Annotated in this window: 26 protein-coding genes and 1 riboswitch; of the genes, 6 read left to right on the top strand and 20 right to left on the bottom strand. The window is 34.6% G+C overall.

Annotation, left to right across the window (positions count from 1 at the left end):
• Positions 1-103 precede the first annotated feature (103 nt).
• Positions 104-250: riboswitch (cyclic di-AMP (ydaO/yuaA leader) on the bottom strand.
• 139 nt (positions 251-389) lie between these two features.
• Positions 390-518, top strand: a complete 129-nt coding sequence (locus tag DM800_RS29595; protein ID WP_000031869.1) for a hypothetical protein — start codon at positions 390-392, stop codon at positions 516-518.
• A gap of 54 nt (positions 519-572) precedes the next feature.
• On the opposite strand, the gene panE is transcribed toward DM800_RS29595, so the two are convergent.
• Positions 573-1,517, bottom strand: a complete 945-nt coding sequence (panE, locus tag DM800_RS11485) for a 2-dehydropantoate 2-reductase (protein ID WP_088092009.1) — start codon at positions 1,515-1,517, stop codon at positions 573-575.
• 175 nt (positions 1,518-1,692) lie between these two features.
• On the opposite strand from panE, the gene DM800_RS11480 reads away from it, so the two are divergent.
• Complete coding sequence (locus DM800_RS11480; RefSeq protein ID WP_147786878.1) at positions 1,693-3,168, top strand: hypothetical protein; 1,476 nt, start codon at positions 1,693-1,695, stop codon at positions 3,166-3,168.
• A gap of 208 nt (positions 3,169-3,376) precedes the next feature.
• Here DM800_RS11480 and trhO read toward each other — a convergent pair whose 3' ends face one another.
• The gene (trhO, locus tag DM800_RS11475) at positions 3,377-4,336 is read right to left on the bottom strand and encodes an oxygen-dependent tRNA uridine(34) hydroxylase TrhO (protein WP_000246241.1); all 960 of its coding nucleotides are present in this window, start codon (positions 4,334-4,336) and stop codon (positions 3,377-3,379) included.
• A 491-nt stretch (positions 4,337-4,827) separates the two neighbouring features.
• On the opposite strand from trhO, the gene DM800_RS11470 reads away from it, so the two are divergent.
• Positions 4,828-6,123 (top strand): Nramp family divalent metal transporter, encoded by a 1,296-nt coding sequence (locus DM800_RS11470; RefSeq protein WP_048543263.1) that lies wholly within the window; start codon positions 4,828-4,830, stop codon positions 6,121-6,123.
• On the opposite strand, the gene DM800_RS11465 is transcribed toward DM800_RS11470, so the two are convergent.
• The 3 genes from DM800_RS11465 to DM800_RS11455 form a co-directional block, all read right to left on the bottom strand.
• Positions 6,080-7,009: a M23 family metallopeptidase gene (locus DM800_RS11465; protein WP_147786877.1), complete on the bottom strand. Its 930-nt coding sequence runs from the start codon at positions 7,007-7,009 to the stop codon at positions 6,080-6,082. The genes DM800_RS11470 and DM800_RS11465 overlap by 44 nt on opposite strands.
• An 82-nt stretch (positions 7,010-7,091) precedes the next feature.
• Positions 7,092-8,159 carry a sensor histidine kinase gene (locus tag DM800_RS11460; protein ID WP_147786876.1) on the bottom strand — a complete coding sequence of 356 codons (1,068 nt, stop codon included), beginning with the start codon at positions 8,157-8,159 and terminating at the stop codon, positions 7,092-7,094.
• A complete protein-coding gene (locus DM800_RS11455; RefSeq protein ID WP_147786875.1) occupies positions 8,149-8,847 on the bottom strand; it encodes a response regulator transcription factor in 699 nt (232 codons plus the stop codon). The genes DM800_RS11460 and DM800_RS11455 overlap by 11 nt, the downstream gene beginning before the upstream one ends.
• 142 nt (positions 8,848-8,989) lie before the next feature.
• Between DM800_RS11455 and DM800_RS11450 the strand changes: the two genes are divergently transcribed.
• Positions 8,990-9,514, top strand: coding sequence for a GNAT family N-acetyltransferase (locus tag DM800_RS11450; protein ID WP_147786874.1), 525 nt, complete (start codon positions 8,990-8,992; stop codon positions 9,512-9,514).
• A gap of 310 nt (positions 9,515-9,824) precedes the next feature.
• On the opposite strand, the gene DM800_RS11445 is transcribed toward DM800_RS11450, so the two are convergent.
• The 12 genes from DM800_RS11445 to DM800_RS11395 form a co-directional block, all read right to left on the bottom strand.
• On the bottom strand, positions 9,825-11,870 hold the full coding sequence (locus DM800_RS11445) for a class I SAM-dependent methyltransferase (protein ID WP_147786873.1): 2,046 nt from the start codon (positions 11,868-11,870) through the stop codon (positions 9,825-9,827).
• Positions 11,871-11,921: 51 nt separating this feature from the next.
• The gene (locus tag DM800_RS11440; protein ID WP_147786872.1) at positions 11,922-12,134 is read right to left on the bottom strand and encodes a hypothetical protein; all 213 of its coding nucleotides are present in this window, start codon (positions 12,132-12,134) and stop codon (positions 11,922-11,924) included.
• Positions 12,135-12,197: 63 nt separating this feature from the next.
• Positions 12,198-12,578: a BA_1872 family lipoprotein gene (locus DM800_RS11435; RefSeq protein ID WP_147786871.1), complete on the bottom strand. Its 381-nt coding sequence runs from the start codon at positions 12,576-12,578 to the stop codon at positions 12,198-12,200.
• A gap of 59 nt (positions 12,579-12,637) precedes the next feature.
• The gene (locus DM800_RS29140) at positions 12,638-12,778 is read right to left on the bottom strand and encodes a hypothetical protein (protein ID WP_179955670.1); all 141 of its coding nucleotides are present in this window, start codon (positions 12,776-12,778) and stop codon (positions 12,638-12,640) included.
• 348 nt (positions 12,779-13,126) lie between these two features.
• Positions 13,127-14,755 (bottom strand): peptide ABC transporter substrate-binding protein, encoded by a 1,629-nt coding sequence (locus DM800_RS11430; protein ID WP_147786870.1) that lies wholly within the window; start codon positions 14,753-14,755, stop codon positions 13,127-13,129.
• A 154-nt stretch (positions 14,756-14,909) separates the two neighbouring features.
• The gene (locus tag DM800_RS11425) at positions 14,910-16,235 is read right to left on the bottom strand and encodes a bifunctional S-methyl-5'-thioadenosine deaminase/S-adenosylhomocysteine deaminase (RefSeq protein ID WP_137035941.1); all 1,326 of its coding nucleotides are present in this window, start codon (positions 16,233-16,235) and stop codon (positions 14,910-14,912) included.
• 53 nt (positions 16,236-16,288) lie between these two features.
• Positions 16,289-16,648 (bottom strand): YunG family protein, encoded by a 360-nt coding sequence (locus DM800_RS11420; protein ID WP_087983015.1) that lies wholly within the window; start codon positions 16,646-16,648, stop codon positions 16,289-16,291.
• Positions 16,649-16,675: 27 nt separating this feature from the next.
• Positions 16,676-17,119 carry a GNAT family N-acetyltransferase gene (locus tag DM800_RS11415; protein WP_087983016.1) on the bottom strand — a complete coding sequence of 148 codons (444 nt, stop codon included), beginning with the start codon at positions 17,117-17,119 and terminating at the stop codon, positions 16,676-16,678.
• Between the two features lie 212 nt (positions 17,120-17,331).
• Entirely contained in the window at positions 17,332-18,846 is a 1,515-nt protein-coding gene (locus DM800_RS11410; protein WP_147786869.1) for an acetyl-CoA hydrolase/transferase family protein, read from the bottom strand.
• 127 nt (positions 18,847-18,973) lie between these two features.
• Positions 18,974-19,618: a LytTR family DNA-binding domain-containing protein gene (locus tag DM800_RS11405; RefSeq protein WP_087983018.1), complete on the bottom strand. Its 645-nt coding sequence runs from the start codon at positions 19,616-19,618 to the stop codon at positions 18,974-18,976.
• Between the two features lie 81 nt (positions 19,619-19,699).
• Positions 19,700-20,305, bottom strand: coding sequence for a pentapeptide repeat-containing protein (locus DM800_RS11400; RefSeq protein ID WP_087983019.1), 606 nt, complete (start codon positions 20,303-20,305; stop codon positions 19,700-19,702).
• A 55-nt stretch (positions 20,306-20,360) separates the two neighbouring features.
• On the bottom strand, positions 20,361-21,284 hold the full coding sequence (locus DM800_RS11395) for an alpha/beta hydrolase (RefSeq protein ID WP_087983020.1): 924 nt from the start codon (positions 21,282-21,284) through the stop codon (positions 20,361-20,363).
• A gap of 204 nt (positions 21,285-21,488) precedes the next feature.
• On the opposite strand from DM800_RS11395, the gene DM800_RS11390 reads away from it, so the two are divergent.
• Positions 21,489-22,250 (top strand): DODA-type extradiol aromatic ring-opening family dioxygenase, encoded by a 762-nt coding sequence (locus tag DM800_RS11390; RefSeq protein ID WP_048543275.1) that lies wholly within the window; start codon positions 21,489-21,491, stop codon positions 22,248-22,250.
• 52 nt (positions 22,251-22,302) lie between these two features.
• Here the strand turns inward: DM800_RS11390 and DM800_RS11385 are convergent, their stop codons facing one another.
• From DM800_RS11385 to DM800_RS11375, 3 genes are all read right to left on the bottom strand, one after another.
• Positions 22,303-23,517, bottom strand: a complete 1,215-nt coding sequence (locus DM800_RS11385) for a multidrug efflux MFS transporter (RefSeq protein ID WP_087983022.1) — start codon at positions 23,515-23,517, stop codon at positions 22,303-22,305.
• Between the two features lie 167 nt (positions 23,518-23,684).
• A complete protein-coding gene (locus tag DM800_RS11380) occupies positions 23,685-24,536 on the bottom strand; it encodes a GNAT family N-acetyltransferase (RefSeq protein WP_142287552.1) in 852 nt (283 codons plus the stop codon).
• An 18-nt stretch (positions 24,537-24,554) separates the two neighbouring features.
• Complete coding sequence (locus DM800_RS11375; protein ID WP_046955070.1) at positions 24,555-25,271, bottom strand: DUF554 domain-containing protein; 717 nt, start codon at positions 25,269-25,271, stop codon at positions 24,555-24,557.
• Between the two features lie 211 nt (positions 25,272-25,482).
• On the opposite strand from DM800_RS11375, the gene DM800_RS11370 reads away from it, so the two are divergent.
• A complete protein-coding gene (locus tag DM800_RS11370; RefSeq protein ID WP_048543278.1) occupies positions 25,483-26,586 on the top strand; it encodes a CapA family protein in 1,104 nt (367 codons plus the stop codon).
• Positions 26,587-26,635: the final 49 nt, after the last annotated feature.

Genomic DNA, 26,635 nt, shown 5'->3' with positions numbered 1-26,635 from the left:
AGTTACAGCGAATAAACGATTTCTTCAGAAAGCAAAAAATGTCTACAAGCCATAACGAAATAGACTTGTAGACATTATTTTTTTTGTCGCACAAGCTCCACCTTCCTTCTCAATATAACGCTTACGAGGTTAGCTGTCGGATTCGGGCCTATGAGTAGCCCTACCTTTTTCAAGGATTCACCCCATTGGATTAAGTACTAATCCATAAGAACGGGTCCCCCGCACCATGCGGTTTCAGCGATTTAGAAAATTGAAACTGTGGATTATAATACTCCTTTATTTTCAAAATGTAAACAAAAATTTTTAAAAAGAAAAAATTTAAATGATTGCGCATAATCCGCTTGTAAATATACATAATGAATACTAAAAAATCGATAAAGGAGACTCATATGTCTAAAGAAAAGAAGCCTATTTTTTCCGATTCCTATTTAGATGCATTAGCAAATGAAATTAATCAATTATACGGTAAACGTGAACAGGAAATAAATTTGACAGATAGAACGAAAAGAAATAAATAATTTGTCATAAAAAAGAAAGCAATACACTTATATATTGCTTTCTTTTTTATTTTTTCATACATCCAATTGTATTGCTGATCTGTGAAAGGTCATTTCTTCATACACTTTCAAATTTTGATATACTGCCCCTAATAATGGTGCTTCTATAGAAAATTGTTCCGCTACATCTAGTAAGTATCCTTGTAAGTGCTGGCCTTCAATGAACGAACCTTTTTCCATATCACGCTGCATCGATGACTTCATATCATACGAAATTTTATCAATTGTTTTCATATGTTCTTGGGCAATCCCATCCTTAACTGGAGCTTTCATAGATCTCATGATTTGCACACATTCTTCAAATAAGTTTTGGATAAAATCGCGTCCACCTTCGCTTTCGCGAATCGGTCCTATCGGTGCACGCATTAATGTCGTCACACCCGACATTACAGTAATAAATAAATATTTATGCCACATATCTTGCATAATATTTTCACTTAAAACAAAGCTAGATTTCGTACCTGCAAATGCTTTAGAAATATGCTTTATTCTCTCTGAATCTTGAGACTTCATTTCTCCAAATACAAGTCTGTTGGCAACACTCGTTTGTACAATCTCTCCTTGATCGTTTAACGTCGTCTCGATAAAGCATAAACCGCCAATTACTTTTTCCACGCCGAATTCTTTTTGTAATAGTGATAAATGAGCGATACCATTTAACAATGGAATGATGACAGTATTTTCACCTACAAACGGCTTCAAATCTTGAATCGCCTCGTTTAAGTGATACGCTTTTGTTGAAAATAAAATAACGTCAAACGGAGAAGTTCGATCTTCTTTCGTTATTAATTTCGGTTGGAAGGAAAAATCCCCATTAACACTACGAATAACAAGTCCCTTTTCCTCTAATTGCTGTTTTCTTTTACTGCGGACAAGAAACGTAACATCTTCTCCTTTTTCGACTAATCGACCTCCAAAAAAGCCTCCGACGCCACCAGCTCCTAATACTAAAATACGCATACAACATCCCCCTTTTCAAAATACAATTTTATAACATTTAATATACATAACATTATACATGTCCCCTACTAAATAAGCTGAATTTTCATTCTTAATCGAGTATAAAACAGTGGTTATTTTCAAATAAATTTGGGTATGTTGTTTTTATAGCATATATGGAAAGGAAACAATGTAAATGGAGGCAATACAAACAATCGAGGGAAAAGATATAACAACAGCTATATTTCAATTTATATTCCCGTTTTCTTTTAAAACTGGATATGAACAAAATATGTTCCCTTTCTTACAGAAAAATGATTTCCGCCCTTTTCGACTCGATCATCTTGAAAATGAAAATACATACTACGGAAAGTTTCAAGTTTCACATCAAAATATGGAAGCATACTATCTTTCATTTACAAATAAAATTCTATTTCCTCACTCAGAGCATCAAAAAGGATTACAACGCTATTCTAAAGACCTTAACTTAACTGGACACTTAACAACAAATTTGATTTCTGTTCCATTCAAGATTCATTCTATTGATGTAACACTTTGCCCTTATGAGCTTGGCTTCTTAACAATTCGGACAGAAGTAGAAACCGCTCCAAACATGACATTATCAGAAGCAATCGAATTCGCCGCCCGCTTCCGTGTACTCGAAACTAAAAATGATACAAACGAGACTATTTGTATTGAATGTAACGGAAAACAATACTCACAAGTGGAAAAACTTATATTCGGTGATTTATTTCATGGTGTAACAGACTTCTTTGAGAAAAAGAGATTGCGGAGCTCTTACTTTCAAACCTTTCCTTTCTTTGAAGACCAAAGAATGTATGTACAAACGTTATTATCTATAAAAGAAGATATGGACCTGAATGAAGTGGATGTTTATCGTACTTCCAGCCTTTCCGGATTAACAGACGATGGTAAGCCGTATATTAGCGCAAATAATGTTCCTTATATTCAAGATTATTTAATAAAACATTCTTATCAAAGATGGGCTCCTAATCGCTACTTTGTTATGGAAGAACATATTTTTACATGTATAACAAATGAAGATGAGCAAGCAATCGCTAAACTTGCTAGTCAAATGTACGGGGAGTTTTATTACGCTTTGTTATTAAATCTATTTCATAAAGTTGTTTTATTAAAAATGGCAAACGCTTATGCTGAACTTAACATTGAACAAGATACAAATGAAATAGAGAAATTAATTTATTCAATCAATTCATTTACAGCAAATTACTTCTCTTTAGAGTTAGTATCCCAATCACAGAGTGAAGATATTTTCTTCCGCTTAAGAAATCTATTTAACATTGAAGTACTATACTCGAATGCAAAACAAAATCTTGATAGTTTGTTTAAATATCAAGAAAATGTCGCTTCTAAAAAAGATAGCCTTTTACTATTAATTTTAACGCTCTACTCTGTAGTAGGCCAAATGTTAGGGTTTACTATGATTGATCTTTTAAGAAACACCGATTCAAACAAAATCTCGTCGCCACTTGAATTTTTTGCGCTTTTAATAGCAATTAGCGGCATAGTCATTTCACTTATTTTAGGTGCGCAAAGTTTATACCAATGGGGTCTACAACATAAACGAAGAAAATCATGGGTAAAACAAACTGTACTTTCTGCTGTTAAAGAGAAAGATGATAAACATTAAAAAGGGGGATTTTCAAATTACAAATACGTAGAGCATTTCAGTGAATGAAATTTTTATCAGCGATTTTTAAGATATATCGGCGTAACTCAAATTATATCAGCGATTTTTAAGATATATCGACTTACCGACAAAAACTGATAAAAAACACATAGTAAAAAAAGTACTCCAAAATAAAATTTGGAGTACTTTTTTATTACAATAATTTAACTTACTTCCCTGCTTCGATTTTCTCTAATGCAGCAGCTACTTGCTCTTCAGTTAATTCGTGTTGAACGATATAACGATTACGTGGGTGTACACGACATTCATGAGAACATGCACGTAAATGTTTCGCTTCGTTTTCTTCAGAACATAAAATTTTCTTATTACATTCTGGATTTGCACAGTTTACATAGCGCTCACAAGGTTCACCTGTAAAGTGGTCTTTACCAACGATAACATGCTCTTTTTGGTTTACTGGTACAGAGATACGCTCATCGAACACGTAACATTGTCCATCCCAAAGCTCACCTTGTACTTCTGGGTCTTTTCCGTACGTTACAATACCGCCGTGAAGCTGACCTACATCTTCGTAACCTTCACGAACTAACCAACCAGAAAACTTCTCACAACGAATTCCGCCTGTACAGTATGTTAAAATCTTTTTACCTTCAAGTGTTTCTTTGTTTTCTCTAATCCAATCTGGCAACTCACGGAATGATTCAATATCCGGTTTAATCGCACCTTTAAAGTGACCTAGATCAAACTCATAATCATTTCGTGCATCAATGATAACTGTATCTTCTTGTTTCATTGCCTCATAGAATTCTGTTGGCTCTAAATATTTACCAGTTATTTCTTTCGGATTAATGTCGTCTTCTAGACGAAGTGTAACTAACTCTGGACGAGGGCGTACGTGCATTTTCTTAAATGCATGTTCATCTGCCTCATCAATTTTAAAAACGATTCCAGCAAAACGTGGATCATTGTTCATTGCTTCCATGTATTTCTCTGTTTGCTCAACAGTTCCAGAACAAGTTCCATTAATTCCTTCTGTCGCTACAAGAATTCTTCCTTTTAACTCAAGTGATTTACAAAATTCTAAATGCTGTTCAGCAAATTCTTCTGGATTTTCAATTGTTGTGTACATGTAATATAGTAATACTCTATATGGTTTTGTAGTTGCCAATTTATTTCTACCACCTATCTAAATTTTAAAATCATGTATAAGTTAACGTTCATATCAAAACATATATAATAAGAAAATACATACTAAATTGTACTTAGCCTATTTTCTTCTATTTACAATTTTTTCTATAAGTTAACGAAAATAAAAACAAGATTACATCACAAAACACTATGGTTATGTTGTAATCCCAATATATTATATATCATACAATTTCATTTCCATCAATTAATATGCTGTAATATAGGCTCTATGTTCACATAAATTTCAAAATTAGTCCTTTAATTCATTATGTTTCCCCATGTGATCACACCATAAACTCCCATTTTTTTATAACACGACACCATCTATTGCGGCAAGGCATATAATTTGCACTAAGGAAACATTTGTGTTCAAATAAAAATATCATCTCATACATTTAAATGTATTGAAATAAACAATAAGAATACTTACAATAATTTCATCAAGTTAACATTTCAAAGGGGAAAACTACTATGAATAAAGATATATCAAAAGATGAACAAGTCCCTTCTCAAAGTACAACTGTTCAATCAGCACACTTAGCTTTAAGTGGAGAAACGAAAGGGTGGAAAAGACTGTTACCGTTTTTAGGACCCGCTTTTATCGCATCCGTAGCTTATATTGACCCTGGTAACTTTGCTACAAATATCGCAGCTGGTTCACAATATGGATATTTACTATTATGGGTTATATTCGCCTCTAACTTAATGGCAGTATTAATTCAAACTTTATCAGCTAAATTAGGAATTGCTACGGGAAATAATTTACCTGAAATCGCTCGCGAACACTTTCCAAAACCTGTGTCTATTGGCTTATGGATTCAAGGTGAACTCGTTATTATGGCTACAGATTTAGCGGAATTTATCGGGGCAGCACTCGGATTGTATTTATTATTTGGAATTCCGATGTTACCAGCTGCTTTAATTACAGCAGTCGGATCATTTATTATTCTTGAGTTTCAACGCAGAGGATTTCGCCCACTAGAAGCTATTATTACAGGGATGATTTTTATCGTAGTAATAGCATTTGGGATTCAAGTTTTTTATGCAAAACCAGAATTAAGTCCCCTTCTTTCAGGACTATTTATTCCAAAATTCCAAGGTGTAGACAGTATATTACTTGCAGCAGGGATATTAGGTGCGACAGTTATGCCACATGCAATCTATTTACATTCTGCATTGACACAACGCCGCGTGATCGGAACAACTGATGAACAAAAGAAAAAAATTTTCCGTTTCGAGTTTATTGATATCATTATCGCAATGGTTATCGCTGGAGCAATCAATGCGAGTATGTTAATTGTTGCTGCCGCACTATTCTTTAAAAATGGTTTACATGTTGAAGACCTTGATGTTGCTTTTAACCAGTTCAGTACTTTAGTCGGTCCTGTATCAGCTGCTTTATTTGGAATTGGGCTCTTATCAGCAGGACTATCTAGCTCGTCTGTCGGTACAATGTCAGGTGATATTATTATGCAAGGTTTCATTCGAATGCATATTCCGTTATATTTACGACGTTTCATTACAATGATTCCACCATTAGTTATTATCGCTTTAGGTGTAAATCCAACTTACGCACTAGTCATGAGCCAAGTCGTCTTATCATTCGGTATTGCTTTTGCATTAGTGCCACTTATTATGTTTACAAGCAATAAAAAAATTATGGGTGCGCTCGTTAATCACCGCATAACAACCTTTATCGCTTGGATCATCGCTGCACTTGTTATCATTTTAAATATTTTCTTACTTTATCAAACATTTGTAGGGTAATGAAAAAAGGTATTCCAATAAAACTGGAATTACCACTTATGTATGTACCTCTTTCTGGCATTATCGTACCTTTTTCAGTTCGAAAGTAAAGTGGTAATCCTTCCGAAAGAAATATGCTCACCTTGGATGGATCCTGCCTTTGATGATGAATATGTAAATGCGGCTCACTTGAACTTCCTGAGTTACCAACTTGAGCAAGTACCTCTCCTTCATTTACATGTTGGCCTTCCCTCACTTTAATTGATCCTTTTTTTAAATGGGCAAGAATCAAAAATGTCCCTGATTCATCTAGTTGCAAATAAATATGATTCCCCGCCATTGACTCAAAATTACCCTCTCCCGGAACTACATCTTTTTCATCATTATTGATGGATACAACTGTTCCAGAAGCTGGTGCCATTACTTTCGCTCCATATATTCCATAATCTCCTAACTTACGACTTTTCACTTCAGCAGGCGGAATGAGAATATCATATGCCCACCTTTCATTTGGTTTTATAACGTGATAGTTTGTTTCTAACCGATCACCGCCCCAACCTATTAATGCTCGTTCATTCAAAGGAAAACGAACGACTACCTTAGGACTCATAGAATGTACATCTGCTGGGTAAGCAAGTCCCCCTATGTTAGCAAACCACCCTAAGGGCCAAGCTCCAATTATAGAGAAAAGAACGATGAAGAGTAGCTCTCTATCTATTCGCTGTCTGAAAATGCCTTTCCACACAAATAGTAACGTTACCCCTATCAAAATAAAGAGTGATACTATGCTAAAGGCTTGTATACTCCACCAAAAAATGACTGATATAACACCTTTAGCTAAATAAACTACACTCCAACTTATAATTAAAAACGCAACTAAAATTACTAATACATACTTCTTCCACATAATGTATCCTCACTCTCATATCTTTGTCCTACATGATACGAAGTGAAAATTACGACATATAAAAGAAATACTTACGACTTTCTTACAATTCTTTATAATGCGGTAAAACGATAGTGAAAACAGTTTCTTTCTCGTTACTGCGCACAGTGATATCCCCTTTATGAAGCTCTGCTATACTTCTCGCAATTGCAAGTCCCATTCCTTTGCCACCCGTATGAGAGCTACGTGATTTTTCACCACGATAAAACTTCTCAAAAACGTAAGGAAGATTCTCATTCGGAATGCATTGTCCAAAATTTTTAATTTCTATTTCAACATTCATGTCGCTTTTAGAAACTTGAATTAAAAGCTCCTTTCCGTCTTTCCCGTACATAATACTATTACTAATTACATTTTCGAACAGCCTCACCATAAGCGCCACATCCATTTCCACATGTAACTCGTTATCACCTTTAATACGAAAGCTCATATCGGCATCATCTAGTTGTGGCACAAAATCAATCATGATTTGTTCACTGAACGCTTTCATATTTACTACACTTTTATGTAATTCAATCTCCCTATAATTTATTTGACAATAATCTAATAAATCATCTACTTGATTTTTTAATTCATAACTTTTTCGCTTTAATATACTTACATACTGTTCACATTCTTCTCTATTTGTATGAAGCTGACTTCCTAACAGGTCCGCGTAACCGATTAGAGATGTTACAGGTGTTCGTAAGTCATGAGAAATATTACTAATCATTTCAGTTTTCATTTCCTGTGATTTTTTTTCATTTTCGATAGACTCTTTTAAACTTTTAGCCATTCTATTAACATTCGCTGCTAATTCACCAATCTCGTCATTTTTTGAAATAGGTATATGTATCTCCAAATTACCATTACTTATTTCTTTCACGTTCTTATTTATTTCAGATAACCTTTTTATCATTGTTCTTGTCATGAATGCAAAGTATATTGTAGTAATAATTAAAAAAGCTATTACATATAAAAGTGAATATTTTTCTTCTAACGCAGTAACATGACTATATATATTTCCAATTACAATTTGAAACGCTATTATACTTACAGTTGCTAGCAAAATACTACATATGAATGCGATAAAAAACTTAGCTCTAATGCCTTGTAATGATTTAATCTTCAATTTTATATCCGACTCCCCAAACATTTTGAATAAACTTAGGTTCTTTTGGATTCTCTTCAATTTTATTTCTCAATCTCGCAATATGAACCATTACTGTATTATTACTTTCATAGGCTCTTTCTTTCCAAACGCTCTCATATATTTCTTCAATAGTAAACACACGATTCTTTGCAGCGGCCATTAAGTACAAAATATCATATTCAGTTTTCGTAAGATTAATCGTTTCCCCATATAACATTACTGTCCTCGACACTTCATCTATTTCTAAACCTCTAATATTTATTTTCTTTTCTATTACTTGGACAGCATTTTGATTGAAATATGTATACCTTCTTAATTGAGCTTTCACTCTTGCTATAAATTCAATTGTACTAAACGGCTTCACAATATAATCATCTGCCCCAGTACTAAACCCAATTACTTTATCTACATCCGATGATTTCGCGCTTAAAAACATAATTGGTAAACTATGTTTCTCTCTAATCCTTCTACACAATTCTATCCCATCCATATGTGGCATCATAATATCCAAAATAGCAAGTTGAATACTGTTATTATTTATTATTTTTAAAGCCTCTTCTCCGTTATGAGCACTAAAAACTTTAAAATCTTCTTGCATTAAATTCACGTTTATAAATTGAACAATATCTTGATCATCATCTACAATTAAAATTGAATTTTTCTCCATATACAGACCTCTTTTTGAAATATATTCCACAATTAATTTTATCATAAATCAAAAACATACTTTACCCTTGAATAATCTTTATTTTCAGACTAGATTATATAATAACAATACATTCTAGTTTCAAAAGAAATGGAGTGAAAGTATGTTTCCTATATTAAAAACCGACCGACTCATTTTAAGAGAACTTACCGAAGAAGATGCACCGCGTATACTACAATGCTTTTCTAATACTAATGTACTGCGCTATTATGGCCAAAAACCGTTACAAGATGTTGATCAAGTGAAACAAGTCATTCATAACTTTAAGCTCAGTTACAATGCAAGAAGCGGTATAAAATGGGGAATCGAATTAAAGGACAAAAAAGAGCTCGTTGGAACAATCGGGTTTCACGATTGGTCTTCTGAGCATAAACGAGCCAATATAAGCTATGCCTTTCTCCCTGAACACTGGGGAAAAGGATATGCGACGGAAGCTGTTTCTGAGGTTATATCATACGGTTTCCACACACTTCATTTAAAACGGATCGGAGCAATTGTCTTTCTTGAAAATGAAGCTTCCAATAAAGTGTTATTAAAATTAGGATTTGAAAAAGAAGGCGTTTTAAAAAATTATATGTATCAAGATGATATCCCATATGACACGAACTATTATTCTTTATTAAAATGAGTTTAATAGAAATTATGCGTAAAAACTCGTTTCAGCATAATTAATCAAGATAGTGGATTTTTAACGAAAGATAGGAAACCGAGCGTTTTTCATTTCTTAGATCATCATACGACTGATGCGAAGTACAATAAATTATATAATCCAAACAAAGGGCATGAGCATATTCTTACTCATGTCCCTTTTTTTACGTTCTTTTTCTGTTTTCGCAATGCTTTTGGAATGTATAGCTGTCCATGTACTCTCCCGTCATTGCATATGCTTTAGAACGAGATCCTTCACAAACTAAACTTTTTAAAAGTTTTCAATATCATTACTTCTTTTCTAAAACCATAAAGAACGTACTATCCGGTAGCACAACCGCATTCCCAGACTCATCTTTAAAATCGATTTTCTCGCTAAGATGTTGTGTATATCCATCCTGTAAATAATTCATAGCTTGAACTATGTTTACTTTATCTCCAAAGATACCCTTTACGAAATCCTTATAGTCGTTTGGCGTAAAGATTCCAAACTGCTCTTGCACCTCGTGAACGAAGGAATCCTCGCCCCATGTATATGTATATAGGAACTCCATCGCATCGTTAACAGGCATTTTGACTATATTGTCTGCAAGTACCTCATACTGGATTATACGCCCCTTAAATTCACGGACATACTGCTCTAAGAACTTCATTCCACCTGCATCTTTAAAATGAATCACACGCATTAACATTTTATCTTCAGTCATGATGCCATCACGAATGATAATACGACCTCCTGGCTTTATCACCTCGTAAGCACTCTGTAACCCCTTTTTAATTACTTCATGATTGAATTTCTTACCTTCATACTCGATATAAGAGAACAGCTCATGAAGGATAGAAGAATATACAATCGTATCAACCGATTCTTTACCAAACGAGCTACCTAAGTTGATTGCATCCCCTTTAATGACGTCCCAAGAACGACCTTCGTCCTGTTTCTTCTTTTTCAACGTATCAATCACGTTTTCGGAAATATCGATACCGTATATTCGTTTATCCTCGGTCTCTTCTTCAATCATGTCTAGCATAACACCACCACCGGATCCGACATCTACAATCGTATCTCCCTTTATATAATCAAGAATAATTCGTTTATCATCAGCCGAACTATTCATATGCTCCAGATACACTTCTTCGTTATGGAATCTATCATATGCATCCTTTCGTAACCCGAAGAAATCAAAGAGCAGTACATTTGCCCGAGCATGCATCATATCTATCTTCTCTGCCTCTACACAGAAGGTGATTAACGCTTCACCTACAGCAGAAAACTGAAACGACACATACGCAGTCTTCATACTTTCATCGACTTTAACCTCAAAAGAAACATGCGTTGTATTCGGCTTCTCGTTCTCACGGTACTCCCGTAGATACTTCTCAATAACCCGCTTACGATACACGTTGTCCTTCTTCTCGCCTTTGAAATCATAGTGCAACTGCTGCATCAATTTCTCGAAATGGATATGCTGAACCTTTCTAGTGCCTATCTCGTTCTTTAACATAACAAAAACTGTCCAAATATCCTCGAAGCTAAGGGCATGCATAGACGGTTCTACATACCACAAATCCTTATCAGATAAAAATGTTTGAACGTCTCTCTTCTCGCTCCCCATAATTATATCTTTTTCAAATACTGACTCCTTATGTTTTGGCGTGAGTCTATGTACACGAGAAGTAAATGGCTCCACATAACCATCAAATAGCCCATCAATTGTAATCTTCACATCGTTCTTTACTTCGCTCCACAAAGATTTTGATACACCTTCAATAATACATTGGTTAAGATAGTATAGAATCTCCTTTAACCTAACGTCTCCGTATTTTTCTTTATATGTGTCAATTAAATCAATATGAGAGTCCAAACGAGCCTCTCCGCGGATATACTGCCCGATTAATCCATGTGTTCTAATTAAATCTCGAACAAACAAATACTCAGTAGAGTTTAAGTTTGTCTCTATATGTTCGATAAACTGAATATCACTAAAGATATCAGCAGAACCCTCGTTATGTACCAATAGATTGATTCCGTTCTTCTTCCATTTCTCTCGCTGTTTTAAAGAGCCTACCTTTGCAAGCTCACTATACGTTAGTACTTTTTCAATAATGCGATACGCTTCTTCATCTAAAGACAATCCATCTAACACTTGCAACGTACGGTGTACATAGTACAACACCGCATCTGTTTTTAATTCACCAAGTACTTGTACATTCTCATAGTTTTGATGTATCTCCTCTGCCTCGATTAGATACTTTAACCACGTAGGGAGAGTATTAGAAAACCCTTCAATGTATTTATTTAGAACCTCAATATTTTTCAACTTATTTACCCCCATATATAATCAATATCAGTAGTATGGTCTGGGACATCTTCTCTAAAAAGATTATCACCTTATCTCCCCTTTACCATCTATATCTCTTTCAAATACAAATGCATCAAACCGAGTCTTTTTATCATGTAAAAGAGAGTTATCAATTTCGTTTCTAACATGCCAAGTTTGTAACACATTCTTTTGTTCATCTCTTATTTTAACTTCATCAGGAATTTCGGCGGAATAAACAGTAGGACTCAGCGAATCACTTCTTACATGGATAAACATATGTTGTGATAGAATCACCCGAAAATGGAAACGGCAAGCGGGTGCATTCCACTTGCCGTTTTTTCATAGCTTAATATGTACTTGAATTTCTTTCGCTTTCTCTTTTTCACCCTTCACGCGCACAATTAAATCATATGATCCGGATTTTGGCGCTTCAAAAGAAAGCAAGCCTTCTTTTTGAGAAGCGATTTCTTCTTCATAAATAACCTTATCATCTTTTGTAACTTGTAATAAAATCGTACCTTCTTCAACGGCTGCTTTATAAGGAATTTCCACATTTCCTTTTTCAGCTTTAACCGTTTGCACATCGTAATACCCTTGCAACGAACCAATTTTCAAAGTCGTTTCGCCATTTTTTTGTACCTTTGTGACTTGTGTTGCTGTATTGCATGCGCTTAACAATACAACAAGAGTGAGAATCATAAATAAACGTAGTAATTTCATAGAAATTCTCCTTTTTTATGTATATGAATTAAAATTCTAACTCTAAATTTTGTACCATCTTATTTCCCACCTCTTAAAATAGCTGTTTTTATAATAAAATAAGTAATAGAAAATAATAAACAAGTACCCATTGTACCAAAAATTGCAATACAGGCTAATACAACCATAAAATATTTAAATCTTTTTACTTTCTTATTCATACTAATTATCCCCTTTATTCCTTACCATTAACTTCTAAACCAAATCCCCCAAGTATTATACATACCAATTCATTCATATAGAAAAAGCCCCGTTCAAATCAAACACTTAAGCTCCCTTATTTTTATAATACTCAAATAATTATACACAAACATCGCTATCGATTCATCTTAATACCTCAATTACCTTTTAAGTATATCAATGACAAAATATATAATCTAATATTTTTTATATAATTAAAAACAAACATAGTTACAACAAGAGATTGTTTGTATGCTGATTTGTACTGTATTCCCTTATTCCATGTACTCTTTAAAAAACCTTACTTTTAAAAAGTAAGGTTTTTTTATTTATTCATTAGCAATATAAGCATTCTTATAAGTATAAATACCACCAAATTGATGCTTCTCAATTCCTTTTACATAACCCTTTTGTACGTAAGCTGAGCCCATTTGATAAAGCGGTGCGACCGCAGCATCCTCTAATAGAATACGCTCGGCCTCTTGCAATGCTTCCCATCTTTTCTTCTGATCTAGTACTAGATCGCTTTTCGCTTTCTTTATTAATTCATCGTAGTGTCGGTTAGAATAATTCATTTTGTTATTTTGATTATCCGTCGTAAAGAGTTCTAAATAACTAATTGGGTCTTTATAATCCGGTCCCCAATTTCCCATAGATATATCGTAATCTCCTATTTGTTCTAACTGTAATTTTTGCTTAAATGGCTGTTGTTTAATTTGGATCGCGAGTCCCTGCAAATGCTTTTCTAAGTCACCTTTTATATATTCTGCCATACGTTTTGCATTATCTTGTTCAAATGTTAAAAACTCGAGATTTACTTGTTCTACTCCAAGCTCTTTTTTCGCTTCTTCCCAAATCTTTTTCGCATTTTGCAAATCATATGGAGAAAGATCTCCGTTTTCTTTTCTAAAGTCTTTACCAGTCTCTTCATTTACATGACCAATTGGTACAAGTCCACTTGCAGGTTTTGCTCCGTTATTAATAAAATGAGAAACGAAATCTTCTTTATTTAACGCGAATGAAATAGCCTGACGCACTTTCTTATTTGCTAACGCACGATTTTTTTCATTAAAACGTAGCATAGCAATTGCAGGTTCGCTCGACATATGCAATTCCTTATTTCCTTTATACTTGTCTACAAATTGAGAATTAATAGGCACCCGGTCCAAGTTACCAGCTTCGTATAAATTAACAGCGGTCATTGTATCCTTTACAATTTGAAAGTTTATCTCGTCTAATTTCACTTTCTTTTCATCCCAATATGTAGCATTCTTCTTTAATTGAAACTCTTGTTCATGCTTCCATTTCTCTAATACAAATGGGCCGTTATATATGAGATTACTAGGTTCCAATGCATAGTTCTTTCCTTGTTCTTTCAAAAATGACTCATGCTGTGGCAAGTAAATCGGCAGTGCTAACAACTGTAAAAAATACGGAATTGGCTGTTCGAGTTCCACTTCTAACTTATAATCATTTATAACTTTAACCCCAAGTTCATCAAGAGGCATTGTTTCCCTATTTATCTCTTTCGCATTTTTCACATGAAAGAGCATGTACGCATATTGAGACGCTGTTTCAGGTTTAATTGCACGTTTCCACGCAAACATAAAATCATTTGCTGTCACACTGTCTCCATTTGACCATTTTGCATCTTTACGCAAATCAAATGTATATTTTTTACCATCTTCACTTCTTTTAAACGATTTTGCTACTGCTGGAATAGGCTGATCTTGATCATCTAATACATACAAACCTTCAAATATGTTTTGCATAACATGTGCTGATGTACCATCCATCGTTTTCGCAGTATCAAGAGAAGGGATTTCTTCCGATACCGTTACATGTAATACTTGTTTTTTTGCCTCTGCGTCACTTTTATTCGCTTTATTATTACAAGCTGTTAATAATAAAGATGTAACAAGTGCCATTACCATTAAATGGCTCTTTTTTCGCTTCATGAGTTGTTCTCCTTAAGTATAATATATTATAAAGCGTAATATATTATAACAGAAATACTAACAGAAAGATGCGACATTCTTTTGAATATTTATTAGTCCAAGAAAAAAGCTATCCTTTTAAAAAAGGATAGCTTTTTCAACTACATATAATTACCTATCTTTGTAAACCTCGTTTATAACGACTCGCTTCAAATATAATACGCTCTTCATCTAACGTTTTACATTCGCCATTCCAAACGACACGTTTTCCGTTAATAATTACATCGCTTATATCTTTTCCACTAGCAGCATATACAAGGTGCGATAACACTTCATCTGCTGGTTGTAAATGCGGCTTATTAGATGGATCAATTGTGATAAAATCGGCACACTTTCCGACCTCAAGTGATCCTGTTTGTTTCATGCCGATTACTTCAGCAGCTCCTTTAGTCGCAAGTGTAAGAGCTGTTTCAACTGGTAGTGCTGTTGCATCTTGATGAATGCCTTTTTGTAATAATGTTGCTATACGCATTTCTTCAAACATATCTAAATTGTTGTTAGATGCCACACTATCTGTTGCAATTCCTACTTTCATTCCTGCTTCTAACATTGCTTTTACATTCGCTATACCAGATCCTAGTTTTAAATTACTATTCGGGTTATGAGCTACTCGAACATCATGTTCTGCTAAAAATGCACGTTCATTTTCATTTAATACTACACCGTGTGCAATAACTGTTGGGCGTTTAAACAACCCGCAACTTGCTGCATATTCTACTGGACGTTTTCCGTACTGTGCTTCAATATCACGTACTTCACGCTCTGTTTCCGAAAGATGAATATGAACCATCGTTTGATTTTCTACTGCAATTCGTGCGCATTCTTCTAACAGTTCTGTGGAACATGTATATGGACTATGCGGTGCAACCATTGTAGTTAACATACCACTTTCATTATAGTAACGCTTCACATATTTTTCAGCTTCTTCAATTGCTTTCTTTTCATCGTCTTTCGTTCCGAAGCTAAATAAAGTTCTTGAAACTGCAGCTCGAATTCCACTCTTTGATACCGTTTCCATAATTGCATCTTGATCTACTCCAATTGGATTAAACATATCAGAGAATGATGTTGTACCACTTTTCACCATTTCAAGTAATCCTAATTCCGTGCTAGCGACCGCAAGCTCTGGCGTAAACTGACTTTCAAGTGGCCAAATTCTCGTCTCAAGCCATGGCTGTAATAACATATCATCGCCAATACCTCTTAAGAGACTCATTACAACATGTGTATGTGTATTTACAAGCCCTGGTAAAACCCACTTTCCTTTCATATCAATTACTTCATCTACTTCAAAATCATTAGCGAATTCTCCGCTCTTTACATCTATAATTTGATCATTTTCTACAATGATATATCCATTTTCTATCACTTCATTTTGTTCATTCATCGTTACGATTGTAGCGTTTACATAAGTTGTTTTCAAAAGTATTTCCCCTTTCAACTCTATGAAGTTCCCTTTAATAAGTTACCACCATTATAGTAACTTATTAAAGATTAAGAGTCAAAAGATAATTTGAATTCTTTCATTATCTTTTCCTTCAAAATGCTATATTGTTTTTCATTTGTATCTGCAAATGCTTCTTCTCGATTTGATTCCACATCCAAATAATTCAATCTTCCATTGAACTGAGTCTCTGTAAAATCAAACCTCTGTCCAACTATACAGTTATAAAAATGCCACACCTCCCCTACTTTTGTCTTTTTGATTTTTCCTCCGTATATATCTTGAACGACTAAAGCCGTTACACCACACTGTCCCTTTGCCGGATTCTTAATAGTCCACTTTGAACTTGTTTCAATCGACCATGATTTTACTAGTGCTTCATATATCCTTTTTATCTTTACATCATCCATTCTAATCTTCTCCTACTATTAATTGTTTTACACATCATGTTGCAAAAGAGGCAGTAAACGATCCTCAAAAACCGTTGATGGTGTCTCTCCTATTAACTTTGCTCCCATCTTCAAGTAAAACCCTTTTGCATTCGGATCACTATCAATTGTAAAACTTTTTATTCCTAGCTCATTTGCTTTTTCTAATACATACTCCCAAAGTATTTTCCCGTACCCTTTTCCTTTGTAACGAGGATGAATGTATAAGAAATCGAGAGCCTTATCGTTACATAAAAATGAGAAAAACCCAATCTTTGTATTATCGTTTTCTAAAACATATACAAAATTCTTTTTTATGTACTCATCGGTAATTGTTAAATCCTCCTTACAAGCATGTATGAATTCTTCACTATAGTTCCACGTTGCTTTTGAATATAGTGCGAGTTCACTAAGTTCATCTGCTTCGCTTAATAACGCTTTTCTTATCTTCATGATCCTTTCTCCTCCCCTTCGATATATAAACTCTTAAAATGATTCGAAAAGTAATTTAAAAAACCTCTTATTTCCGTAAATAAGAGCTTACTTTTATAATTCTTCATAATAGGTAACAATTTTTTAAAAGAAAAAAACGCCATTCCTGAAAATTGGCGTTCTTTTTCTTTTAACCTTTATGGCATATTATATTAAGAATCATTTTTACACTTCTAAACAGTTTCTACTACTGCTTCAAGCATTGTTCCATTTTTAGCATAATTCGTATGCCAAGAAAAAGCTTTTTCTAAAACATGAGGGGTTTGTCCACCTCTCATTTTAGCTTCTTCGTAATAAGCTCTTAGCTGATCACAATACATTGGATGTGCGCAATTCTCTATAATTAATTCCACTCTTTCTCTTGGCGCCAGTCCTCTTAGATCAACATACCCTTGTTCAGTGACGATAACATCTACATCATGTTCCGTATGGTCTACATGAGATACGAAAGGAACGATACTTGAAATGTTACCGCCTTTCGCAATCGATTTCGTAACAAAGATAGCTAGACGTGCATTTCTTGCAAAATCACCAGAACCACCAATACCATTCATCATTTTCGTACCTAAAACGTGAGTAGAGTTAACATTTCCATATATATCTAATTCTAAAGCAGTATTAATTGAGATTAACCCAAGGCGACGAATGATTTCAGGATGATTAGAAATCTCTTGTGGGCGCATCATTAATTTATCACGATATTTTTCAAAGTTAGAAAATACTTGTTGCATTTTCTCTTCAGAAAGCGTGATGGAGCAGCAGGAAGCAAAATTGACTTTCCCAGCATCCATTAGATTAAAGACCGCATCTTGTAAAACTTCAGAATATACTTCTAAATCTTCAAACTCCGAATCTAGCATGCCGTGCAATACTGCATTAGCAACTGAACCAATTCCCGATTGTAACGGTGCTAAACGATTTGTTAATCGGCCTACTTTAACCTCTTCTCGAAGGAACTCTATTAAATGCTGTGCCATAATAACAGTTTCTTCATCTGGAGGAACAATTGTCGATGGCGAATCCAGTTGATTCGTAAACACAATTCCCTTCACTTTTTCAGCATCAATTGGGATACCGATTGTTCCAATTCGATCATCCGTTTTTACGAGCGGAATAGGGAGTCTTTCCCCTTGTTTACCTGGTTCATATAAATCATGCAGCCCCTCTAATTGCGTAGATTGAGCCATATTCATTTCAATAATAATGGACTTAGCATTTAAGGAGAATGCTAAGGAATTTCCAATTGAAGTGGTTGGAATAATCATTCCATCTTCAGTAATCGCAACCGCTTCCAATATAGCGAAATCTATATCCATAACGTCAGCACGAAGTAACTCTGCTGTATGAGATAAGTGCTGATCCACAAATAAAAAGTCCCCGTTATTAATTCCTTTTCGCATAGTTGCATCTGCTTGGAAAGGCAATCTTTTCCCTAAAATTCCTGCCTCAGCAAATAATTTATCTACATCCGAACCTAAGGAAGCCCCTGTATAAACATTTACTTTAAAAGATTTATCATTCTTAACTCGGTTTACAAGTGCAAATGGGACTGCTTTTACATCACCAGCACGTGTAAATCCACTTAATCCTAAAGTCATTCCACTTTCAATCCATGAAGCTGCTTCTTCAGGTGTAACTACTCGATCTTTTAATCGTTGATCCCTAATTCTATCTAAATTATTCTCCATATGTAATCCCTCTCCCAATGAATATTCATAATTATTTTACACATTAACACCATCAAAATAGGGATTTCCTTACACAATGCCGAAAATTCAGACAAAACAGCGAATCTAGGTTCTAAAGCAGAAAATTTTAGAATCCTAGAAGCTTACGAAAATAACTGGCATATGATTGACTTACTGGTACCCTCTCTCCGTTATCCATAGAAAGTAAAAAAGTAGAATGGGTATCAGGATAAATTGCTTTAATATGATTAACATTTACAATAAAGGAACGGTGGCATCTAATAAACGAATCTTTCGGAAGCAAGTATTCGAATTCTTGTAGAGAGTATTTATGCGTTCCTGTTAACTCTTCTGAATTCACATATGTCTTTTTATCTTTAGCCTCTAAATACATGACCTTTGCAAAAGGAACTGGAACCCATCCGTCTGTTGTTTTTAAAGTAACGACTGACTTACCATCCGTTAAAGCGGGATAAATTGCCGTCACGCAACCTTCAATCTTTCCATTATTTGAAAATGGTACGGCCATTCCATGATAAGGAATACCGAAAACATCTCGGTTAATAAACTCAGAGGCTTTTTGCTTCGTTACCATCGCTTTATGTGCAATCGTTCCTTCCTTAATAGGATTCCCGGCGCTAATCTTTAAATCAATTCGTTTACTTGGCCGATAGTAAATATATTCTTTCGTATTCGAAACGGCGATTGATATTTCATCTGAAAATAATTCCCCAACAACATCTAGTAGTATACCTAATGTTTTATCTTCCATATTATTAACACCTCATTCACTATTATACTACTATTATGATTTGTAAAACCGTTCAACAATTTGAACGGTTTTACAAACAATTTAGTTCACCTTAGCCCCATAACATCTTGCTACTGCAACTGCCTGCGCTATATCTAATTTCACATTTTTCAAATCAAAACTTGTAAAATCAATTCTATCAACTATCGCCCCTTTTAAATTTGCACCGCTAAGTTTCGCCTTACCTAGTTGTACACCTGTTAAATCGGCTTCACGTAAATCTGCTTTTTCTAAATTACATTCATATAGGTCAGCTTCAATTAAACGTATACCCTTTAACATTTGTTTACTTAAGTTCGCGAACCTTAAATTCGTATATGACCAATCACCCGATATGATAGTTATTCCGTCTAAATTCGCTTCTTCAAAATCAGAGCCAGTCATTTTACATTCTTCAAACTTCGATACGAATAAATTCACACCAACAAACTTACAATTTGCAAATGTAGTTCCTTGATGGATAGAAGCGTTAAATAGAGCACCGGTAAAATCACATTCTATGAAATTACAATTTTCAGTAGAAACTTCCGTTGCATCCACCCCTCTAAAACAGCATTTTATGAACGTACAATTTTTCAATTCCTCTTCTTTAATCAAAACATCTTGAAAATCTATTTCTATATACTCTTTATTTACAAATTCACTCATAACTATTCCTCCATTTCCTCAAAGAAACCTCACTTGAAAAAAGTGAGGTTTCTTCTCATACAATATGCCCATCTAACCAAGAAATCAAATCTTGAAATACTTCATCTCTATTTACTTCGTGGAACATTTCATGTCTTCCATTTTCATATAAGCGCAGCGTTACATCTTTCACGCCACATTTTTTATAATTTTCATATACTTCTTTTACACCTTTCCCCATATCCCCAACAGGATCACGATCTCCTGAAAAAATATGTATTGGAAGATTTTTCGGTGTTTTCTTAAACTCTTCTAGTTTATTTACTTCTAATACCCCAGAAAATAATTCACGATAAAAGCTTGTTGTACAAATAAATCCACATAAAGGATCCGCAATATATTTATCAACTTGATTATTATCTGAAGATAACCAATCAAATTTCGTACGATTTGGCTTAAAGTGTGAGTTGAAATTTCCGAAAGATAAAAAGTTTAGCATCGGACTTTTCGTTTTTGCCCCGCGTAGTTTCATCTCGATTGTCGCTACTTTATGACCAATGACTCCTAAGAATCCCGGGTTCCCACCAGTTCCTGAAATAAGGAATCCATCATATAATCCACCTTTAAGTTGTACAGCACGTCTTGATAAAAAAGAACCCATACTATGTCCAAGTAAAAACAACGGGCATGTCTGCTCTTTTCTTATCGTTTCTGATACAAAGATAACATCAGAAACAGCCTCACTCCAACCTACATTTGGTTCAAAATGACCATAATCTTCTTCTCTTTTCACTGTTTTCCCATGACCTTTATGATCATGCGCATAAACACCATACCCCGCTTCTAATAAGGCAGCAATAAAGTCTGTATAAACACCTGCATGTTCTGTCATACCATGTGCAATTTGAATAATCCCTCGCGGATCTCTTTCTGGTAGCCACTTACGTAAATAAATTTCCGATCCATCCAATGCCGTAACGAAACTTTCCTGTACGTTCATTTCGTCAGCCCCCAACTCTATTATGTATATCAAAAAATGAATATCCATTCATTATTCTTATTATGTATTATATGCAATTGCCTTCATTATGACAAATGACCCACTTTTCCAATTAGCTCTTAAACTAATATATTGACGAACAGAAAATAAAATTATATAGTTACTTACATAAAGTAACTATTATATTTTGGGGAGGTTTCTATTATGATGCCATCATTATTTTTAGCACACGGATCACCGATGCTTGCTATTCAAGATACAGACTATACAAGGTTTTTAAAAACTCTTGGCGAAACATACAAACCGAAAGCAATTGTTATTTTCACCGCTCACTGGGAAAGCGAAGTATTAACGATTTCTTCATCAGATAACGAATATGAAACAATTTATGATTTTGGAGGTTTTCCTCCTGAGTTATACGAAATCAAATATCGTGCGAAAGGCTCTTCTAACATTGCATCTATGTTAGAAACAAAATTTAAAAACAAAGGTATTCCAGTCCATCATAATATGACGAGAGGTTTAGATCATGGCTCATGGACTCTTCTGCATCGCATGTATCCAGAAGCAAATATTCCTGTTGTCCAAATATCAGTCAATCCATTCCTTGCTGCAAAAGAGCAATTTAAGATTGGCGAAGCACTAAAAGGACTTGGACAAGAAGATATTTTAGTAATCGGGAGCGGTGTTACCGTTCATAACTTACGAGCTTTAAAATGGAATCAAACTACACCCGAACAATGGGCAATTGAATTTGATGATTGGATTATTAAACATATGCAGACTACTGATAAAGATGCATTATTTAATTGGGAGAACAATGCCCCTCATGCACAATTAGCAGTACCAAGAGCAGAGCATTTTGTTCCTTTATTTATCGCTATGGGAAGCGGTGAAAATAACGGTGAAGTCATTCACCGCAGTTACGAGCTTGGTACATTAAGCTATCTTTGTCTCCAATTTTAAAGAAAAGGATGAAGCAATCATTGCTTCATCCTTTTCTTTTTCATTCACTTAGTTAACTAACTTCCAAATGTCGTTTCTCTGATACCTCTTCGTTCTTATTGTGAAAATAAACCCAAATGCACGCAATAAATAATAGTGATGAAGTAGAGAAGAAAACATATTGGAAGCCTGCATGAGCTGCAATTTGTCCACCAAGTACTGGTCCAATCATATTTCCTAAAAACTGAAACGATTGATTATACCCAAATATTCTTCCCGTTACATGGGTTGGTGTATGTTGTTTTAGTAGAGTTTGTACGGAAGGTAATAGTCCTGCTTGTGCGATACCTAATAAAAAGCGAAGAATTAATAGTTGCCAAGCTGAGGTTACAAATGCTTGCGGAATAAAAATAATTCCTGCCGCAAATAATGCCACAACTAACGTTTTTTGAGGTCCAATACGATCTGATAATCTCCCTAACTTAGGAGCTGCCATAATAATAGCTAAACCTGTCGCAGACATGACTGCGCCTGCAACCATTTCAATATGAGCTGTTCCTGGGCCTTCTAAATTCTTTACATACAATGTAATAATAGGTTGAATTGACATGTTCGCAAGTTGAATAATAAATGTTGTTACAAACAAACTAATAATTAAATGCTTTGCTGGAACCATTGTCCATACTTTTTTCGGTTGTACTTTTTTTGCTTGAGCGAAGTGATTCTCTTCATGTAGGAAGAAAAAAACGATGAGAAAAGAAAGGAATAAAAAAGCTCCTGTAACAAGAAAAACATGGCGCATTCCAATTAACTCAGACAAGTATCCTCCAAGTAACGGGCCAAGTAAAGAACCGCTCACGCCCCCAGTTGAAATTGTGGAAATTGCCCAACCTGAATGCTCTTTCGGAGTTTCTGCTGCAATAAATGTCATCGCCGTTGAAAGGAAACCAGATACTGCTCCCATCAAAAACCTTAGTGCGACTAGTTGATACACATCCGTTACAAACCCCATAAGCGTCATAATAATCGCCATACCAAGGCTCGCACGAATCAGCATCAATTTCCGTCCATGTATATCACCAAGCTTTCCCCATATTGGTGATACGATCGCACCCATTAAAAATGTTATACCAAATGCAAGTCCCGACCACTGTGCAATACTAGAAGTGCCAGTTACTCCTAATTCCTCAATATAAAAAGATAAAAAAGGAATTACTAAACTCATACCGGCTGCAGTGGTAAAACAACCTAGCCAACAAATCATTAAATTTCGTTTCCAGCTGGCCATTTTCACACCTTCTTTCTTTAGATACCCATTCTACACCCTTTCTTGTAAAAAGTTTAGTAATTTGCTTTATTTGTAAGATTTACTACAAAACCCGCTATTTTCTAGTAAAAATCACTACATCTCTACATTATTTTCATAAAAAAACCAACTCCCATATATGGAGTTGGTTACTTATTCTCTAACGGTATTAAACGCGCATCACAATTTCGCTCATAAAACTCAATCGGACCTGCTTGTCCAATAATTGCGTATTCATATCCTTCTTGCTTCATACTATGTAAACAACGATGTAACAATTCCTTACCTACACCTTTCACGCGATTTTGTTTCGCTGTGCCCATTGGACCAAACAATCCCTTCTTTCCTCTCACTACATCATAACAAGCGAAACCCACTATCACTTCTTCTTGTTCTGCTATATAAATAGGTAAATTTTCTTTATATGTACGAAATCCATACTCTATTGAATGTAACCAACGTTCACCAAATTCCTCATTAACAAAACTTGCTAATTTTTCAAAATCAGAAGGGCTAGCCTTTCTAACAGTACAAATTAAATGATTATAAGTAGGAACAAAATATTTTAGATCGACCGCTAAATCTCTTGGCTCAGCTATAATACGTAATATATCTTTTTGTATTTGTGCATTTCCAATAAACGTATCCGTGCGGAATAGCGCATATATAACATGCCCTTCATTTATTATTACTTGCTGGAAACGTTCCATACGTTTCTTCGCTATTTGTAAAATTTCTAGCACCTTATAAGATACCTTATATTGTCCTATTTTTTTATACTCTTGATACGGTGAATCGTATTGTTTTCGTATTGAAAATTTTTCTAAAAAATCCGTACCCAAGTTACGAAACAAATACATATACAACTCGCTACAAACTCCAGTGCCTTCTTTACTCATTCCGATAAACAGATGAATTGATTGAATAATATTATTTTCCGCCTCTTCTGCTGCAATCTTCAATATGTTATGCACACGTTTTGTATATTGAAATTCCTCCATATATATATCCATCCCCTACTACTTTACTATTAAACCGTAACCGTAAATAAGTGAAACAATTATTCCAACTACCAATATACCTGGCAGTAAATTTGCCACTTTAATTTTAATAATACCAAGTAAGTTCAATCCAATAGCGGCTATCATAATACCACCTGTAGCTGTCATTTCCACTATAAATTGATTCATTAATTCTTTCGGGACCAAACTATTAATTTGTGTTGCAAAAACCGCAATCCCTCCTTCATATAAAATAACTGGAATCGCCGAAAATACTACGCCAATTCCTAAAGTTGTCGTTAATATAATAGAAATAAACCCATCGATAATCGCCTTTGTAAATAAAATATCATGATTTCCGCGAATCCCACTGTCGAGTGCACCAAGTATGCCCATCGCACCAATTGCAAAAATTAAAGTAGCTGTTACAAACCCTTCTGATATGCTCCCTTTCCCTTTCGATCCAACTTTATTTTCTAGCCAATCTCCTAACAGCTTTAACTTTTCCTCTAGTTGTAGCCATTCCCCGATGACGGTACCAATAACTAAACTTAAAATGACAACAAGAAAATTTTCACTTTTCAATGCCATTTGAAGTCCAAGCACAGTAACTGCTAAACCGATTGCATGCATAATTGTTCCCTTCATACTTTCTGGAATTCTACTAAATAATTTTCCTAGTAAAGTACCAAATATAATACAAATCCCATTTACAACTGCTCCTAATATAACCATCTCTCGTTCTTCACCCTTCGAATTCTTTATTTCTATATTTTGGTTTATACATTGATTTACAGGTTATCTATATGTTAACTTAATATTGAGAATATTAACAAATGTTTTCACTACATAAACTGCATTTGTAGTTATACATAAAGTGAAACTTTAACTAGCGCGAGTTTTATTGCCCACAAATTGCGGTATAAACTCAAAAGGGAAGGTATTTATGAAAACTTTACTAAAACGATTTCTGTTAATAGCCTTTTGCATTACACCAATTGTTTTATTAGTTAACTACTCTTTTATTTCAAAAGCAAAAGACAAACCCGATTTGCAAAACAAATCTAGTAAAACAGCTTCAACAAGTGAAAAGAAAATAGAAGACAAGGAAATCACACTCACCTTCTCTGGTGATACAATGTTCGATTGGCAATTACGTCCTGTAATCGAAAAAAACGGGGCTGATTATCCATTCCAACATGTAAAAGAAGAAATAACAAAAGCTGATATTTCTTTCGTTAATTTAGAGTCAGCATTTACAACGAGAGAAAAGAAAGCTCCTGGACAACTGTTTTGGATTAAAAGTGATCCATCTACACTAAAAGCTATTAAAAACACGGGATATGACATCGTAAATATTGGGAATAACCATACACTTGATTATGGGCAAGATGGATTATTAGACACGATTTCTCACGTTGAAAAATTAAAGTTCCCTTACATTGGAGCCGGAAAGAATGCAAAGGATGCATATACTGCACGAGAAATGACTGTAAAAGGGAAAAAGTTCAAATTTCTTTCCTTCGTTCGATTTATGCCTGATACGAATTGGGTAGCTGGTGACAATAAACCTGGCGTTGCGAACGGATATGATTTAAATCTTGTAACAAAAACAATTAAAGAGCAAAAGAAAGATGCAGACTATTTAATCATCTATATGCATTGGGGCGTTGAAAAATCAAATCGTCCGGTAGAATACCAAAAACAATATGTACCTAAAATGGTTGAAGCAGGAGCTGACGCGATTGTCGGGAGTCACCCGCATTGGTTACAAGGATTTGAGTATTATAATAACGTTCCTATCGCTTATTCATTAGGTAACTTTTTATTCCCAAGTTATGTAAGCGGGAAAAGCGCCGAAACTGGCGTATTAACTTTAACTTTTAAAGGAAAGGATGTCCAAATGTCATTCAATCCTTACATCATTCGCAACAACCAAGTTTCCCCTGTAAATGAGGAAGAAAAGAAAAAAGCTCTACAATATTTACAAACGATTTCAACTGATGTAGAAATTGATGATACAGGGAACATAAAAAACAAACGAAACTAGACAGCGCAAGATTTATTTCTCTGTAACATACTTTACAGAATAGGTGATG

Source organism: Bacillus sp. AY18-3 (assembly GCF_008042305.1).
Taxonomy (GTDB): domain Bacteria; phylum Bacillota; class Bacilli; order Bacillales; family Bacillaceae_G; genus Bacillus_A; species Bacillus_A wiedmannii.
Note: the sequence above shows the minus strand (reverse complement) of the source record. Positions and strands in the feature narration are given on the sequence as shown.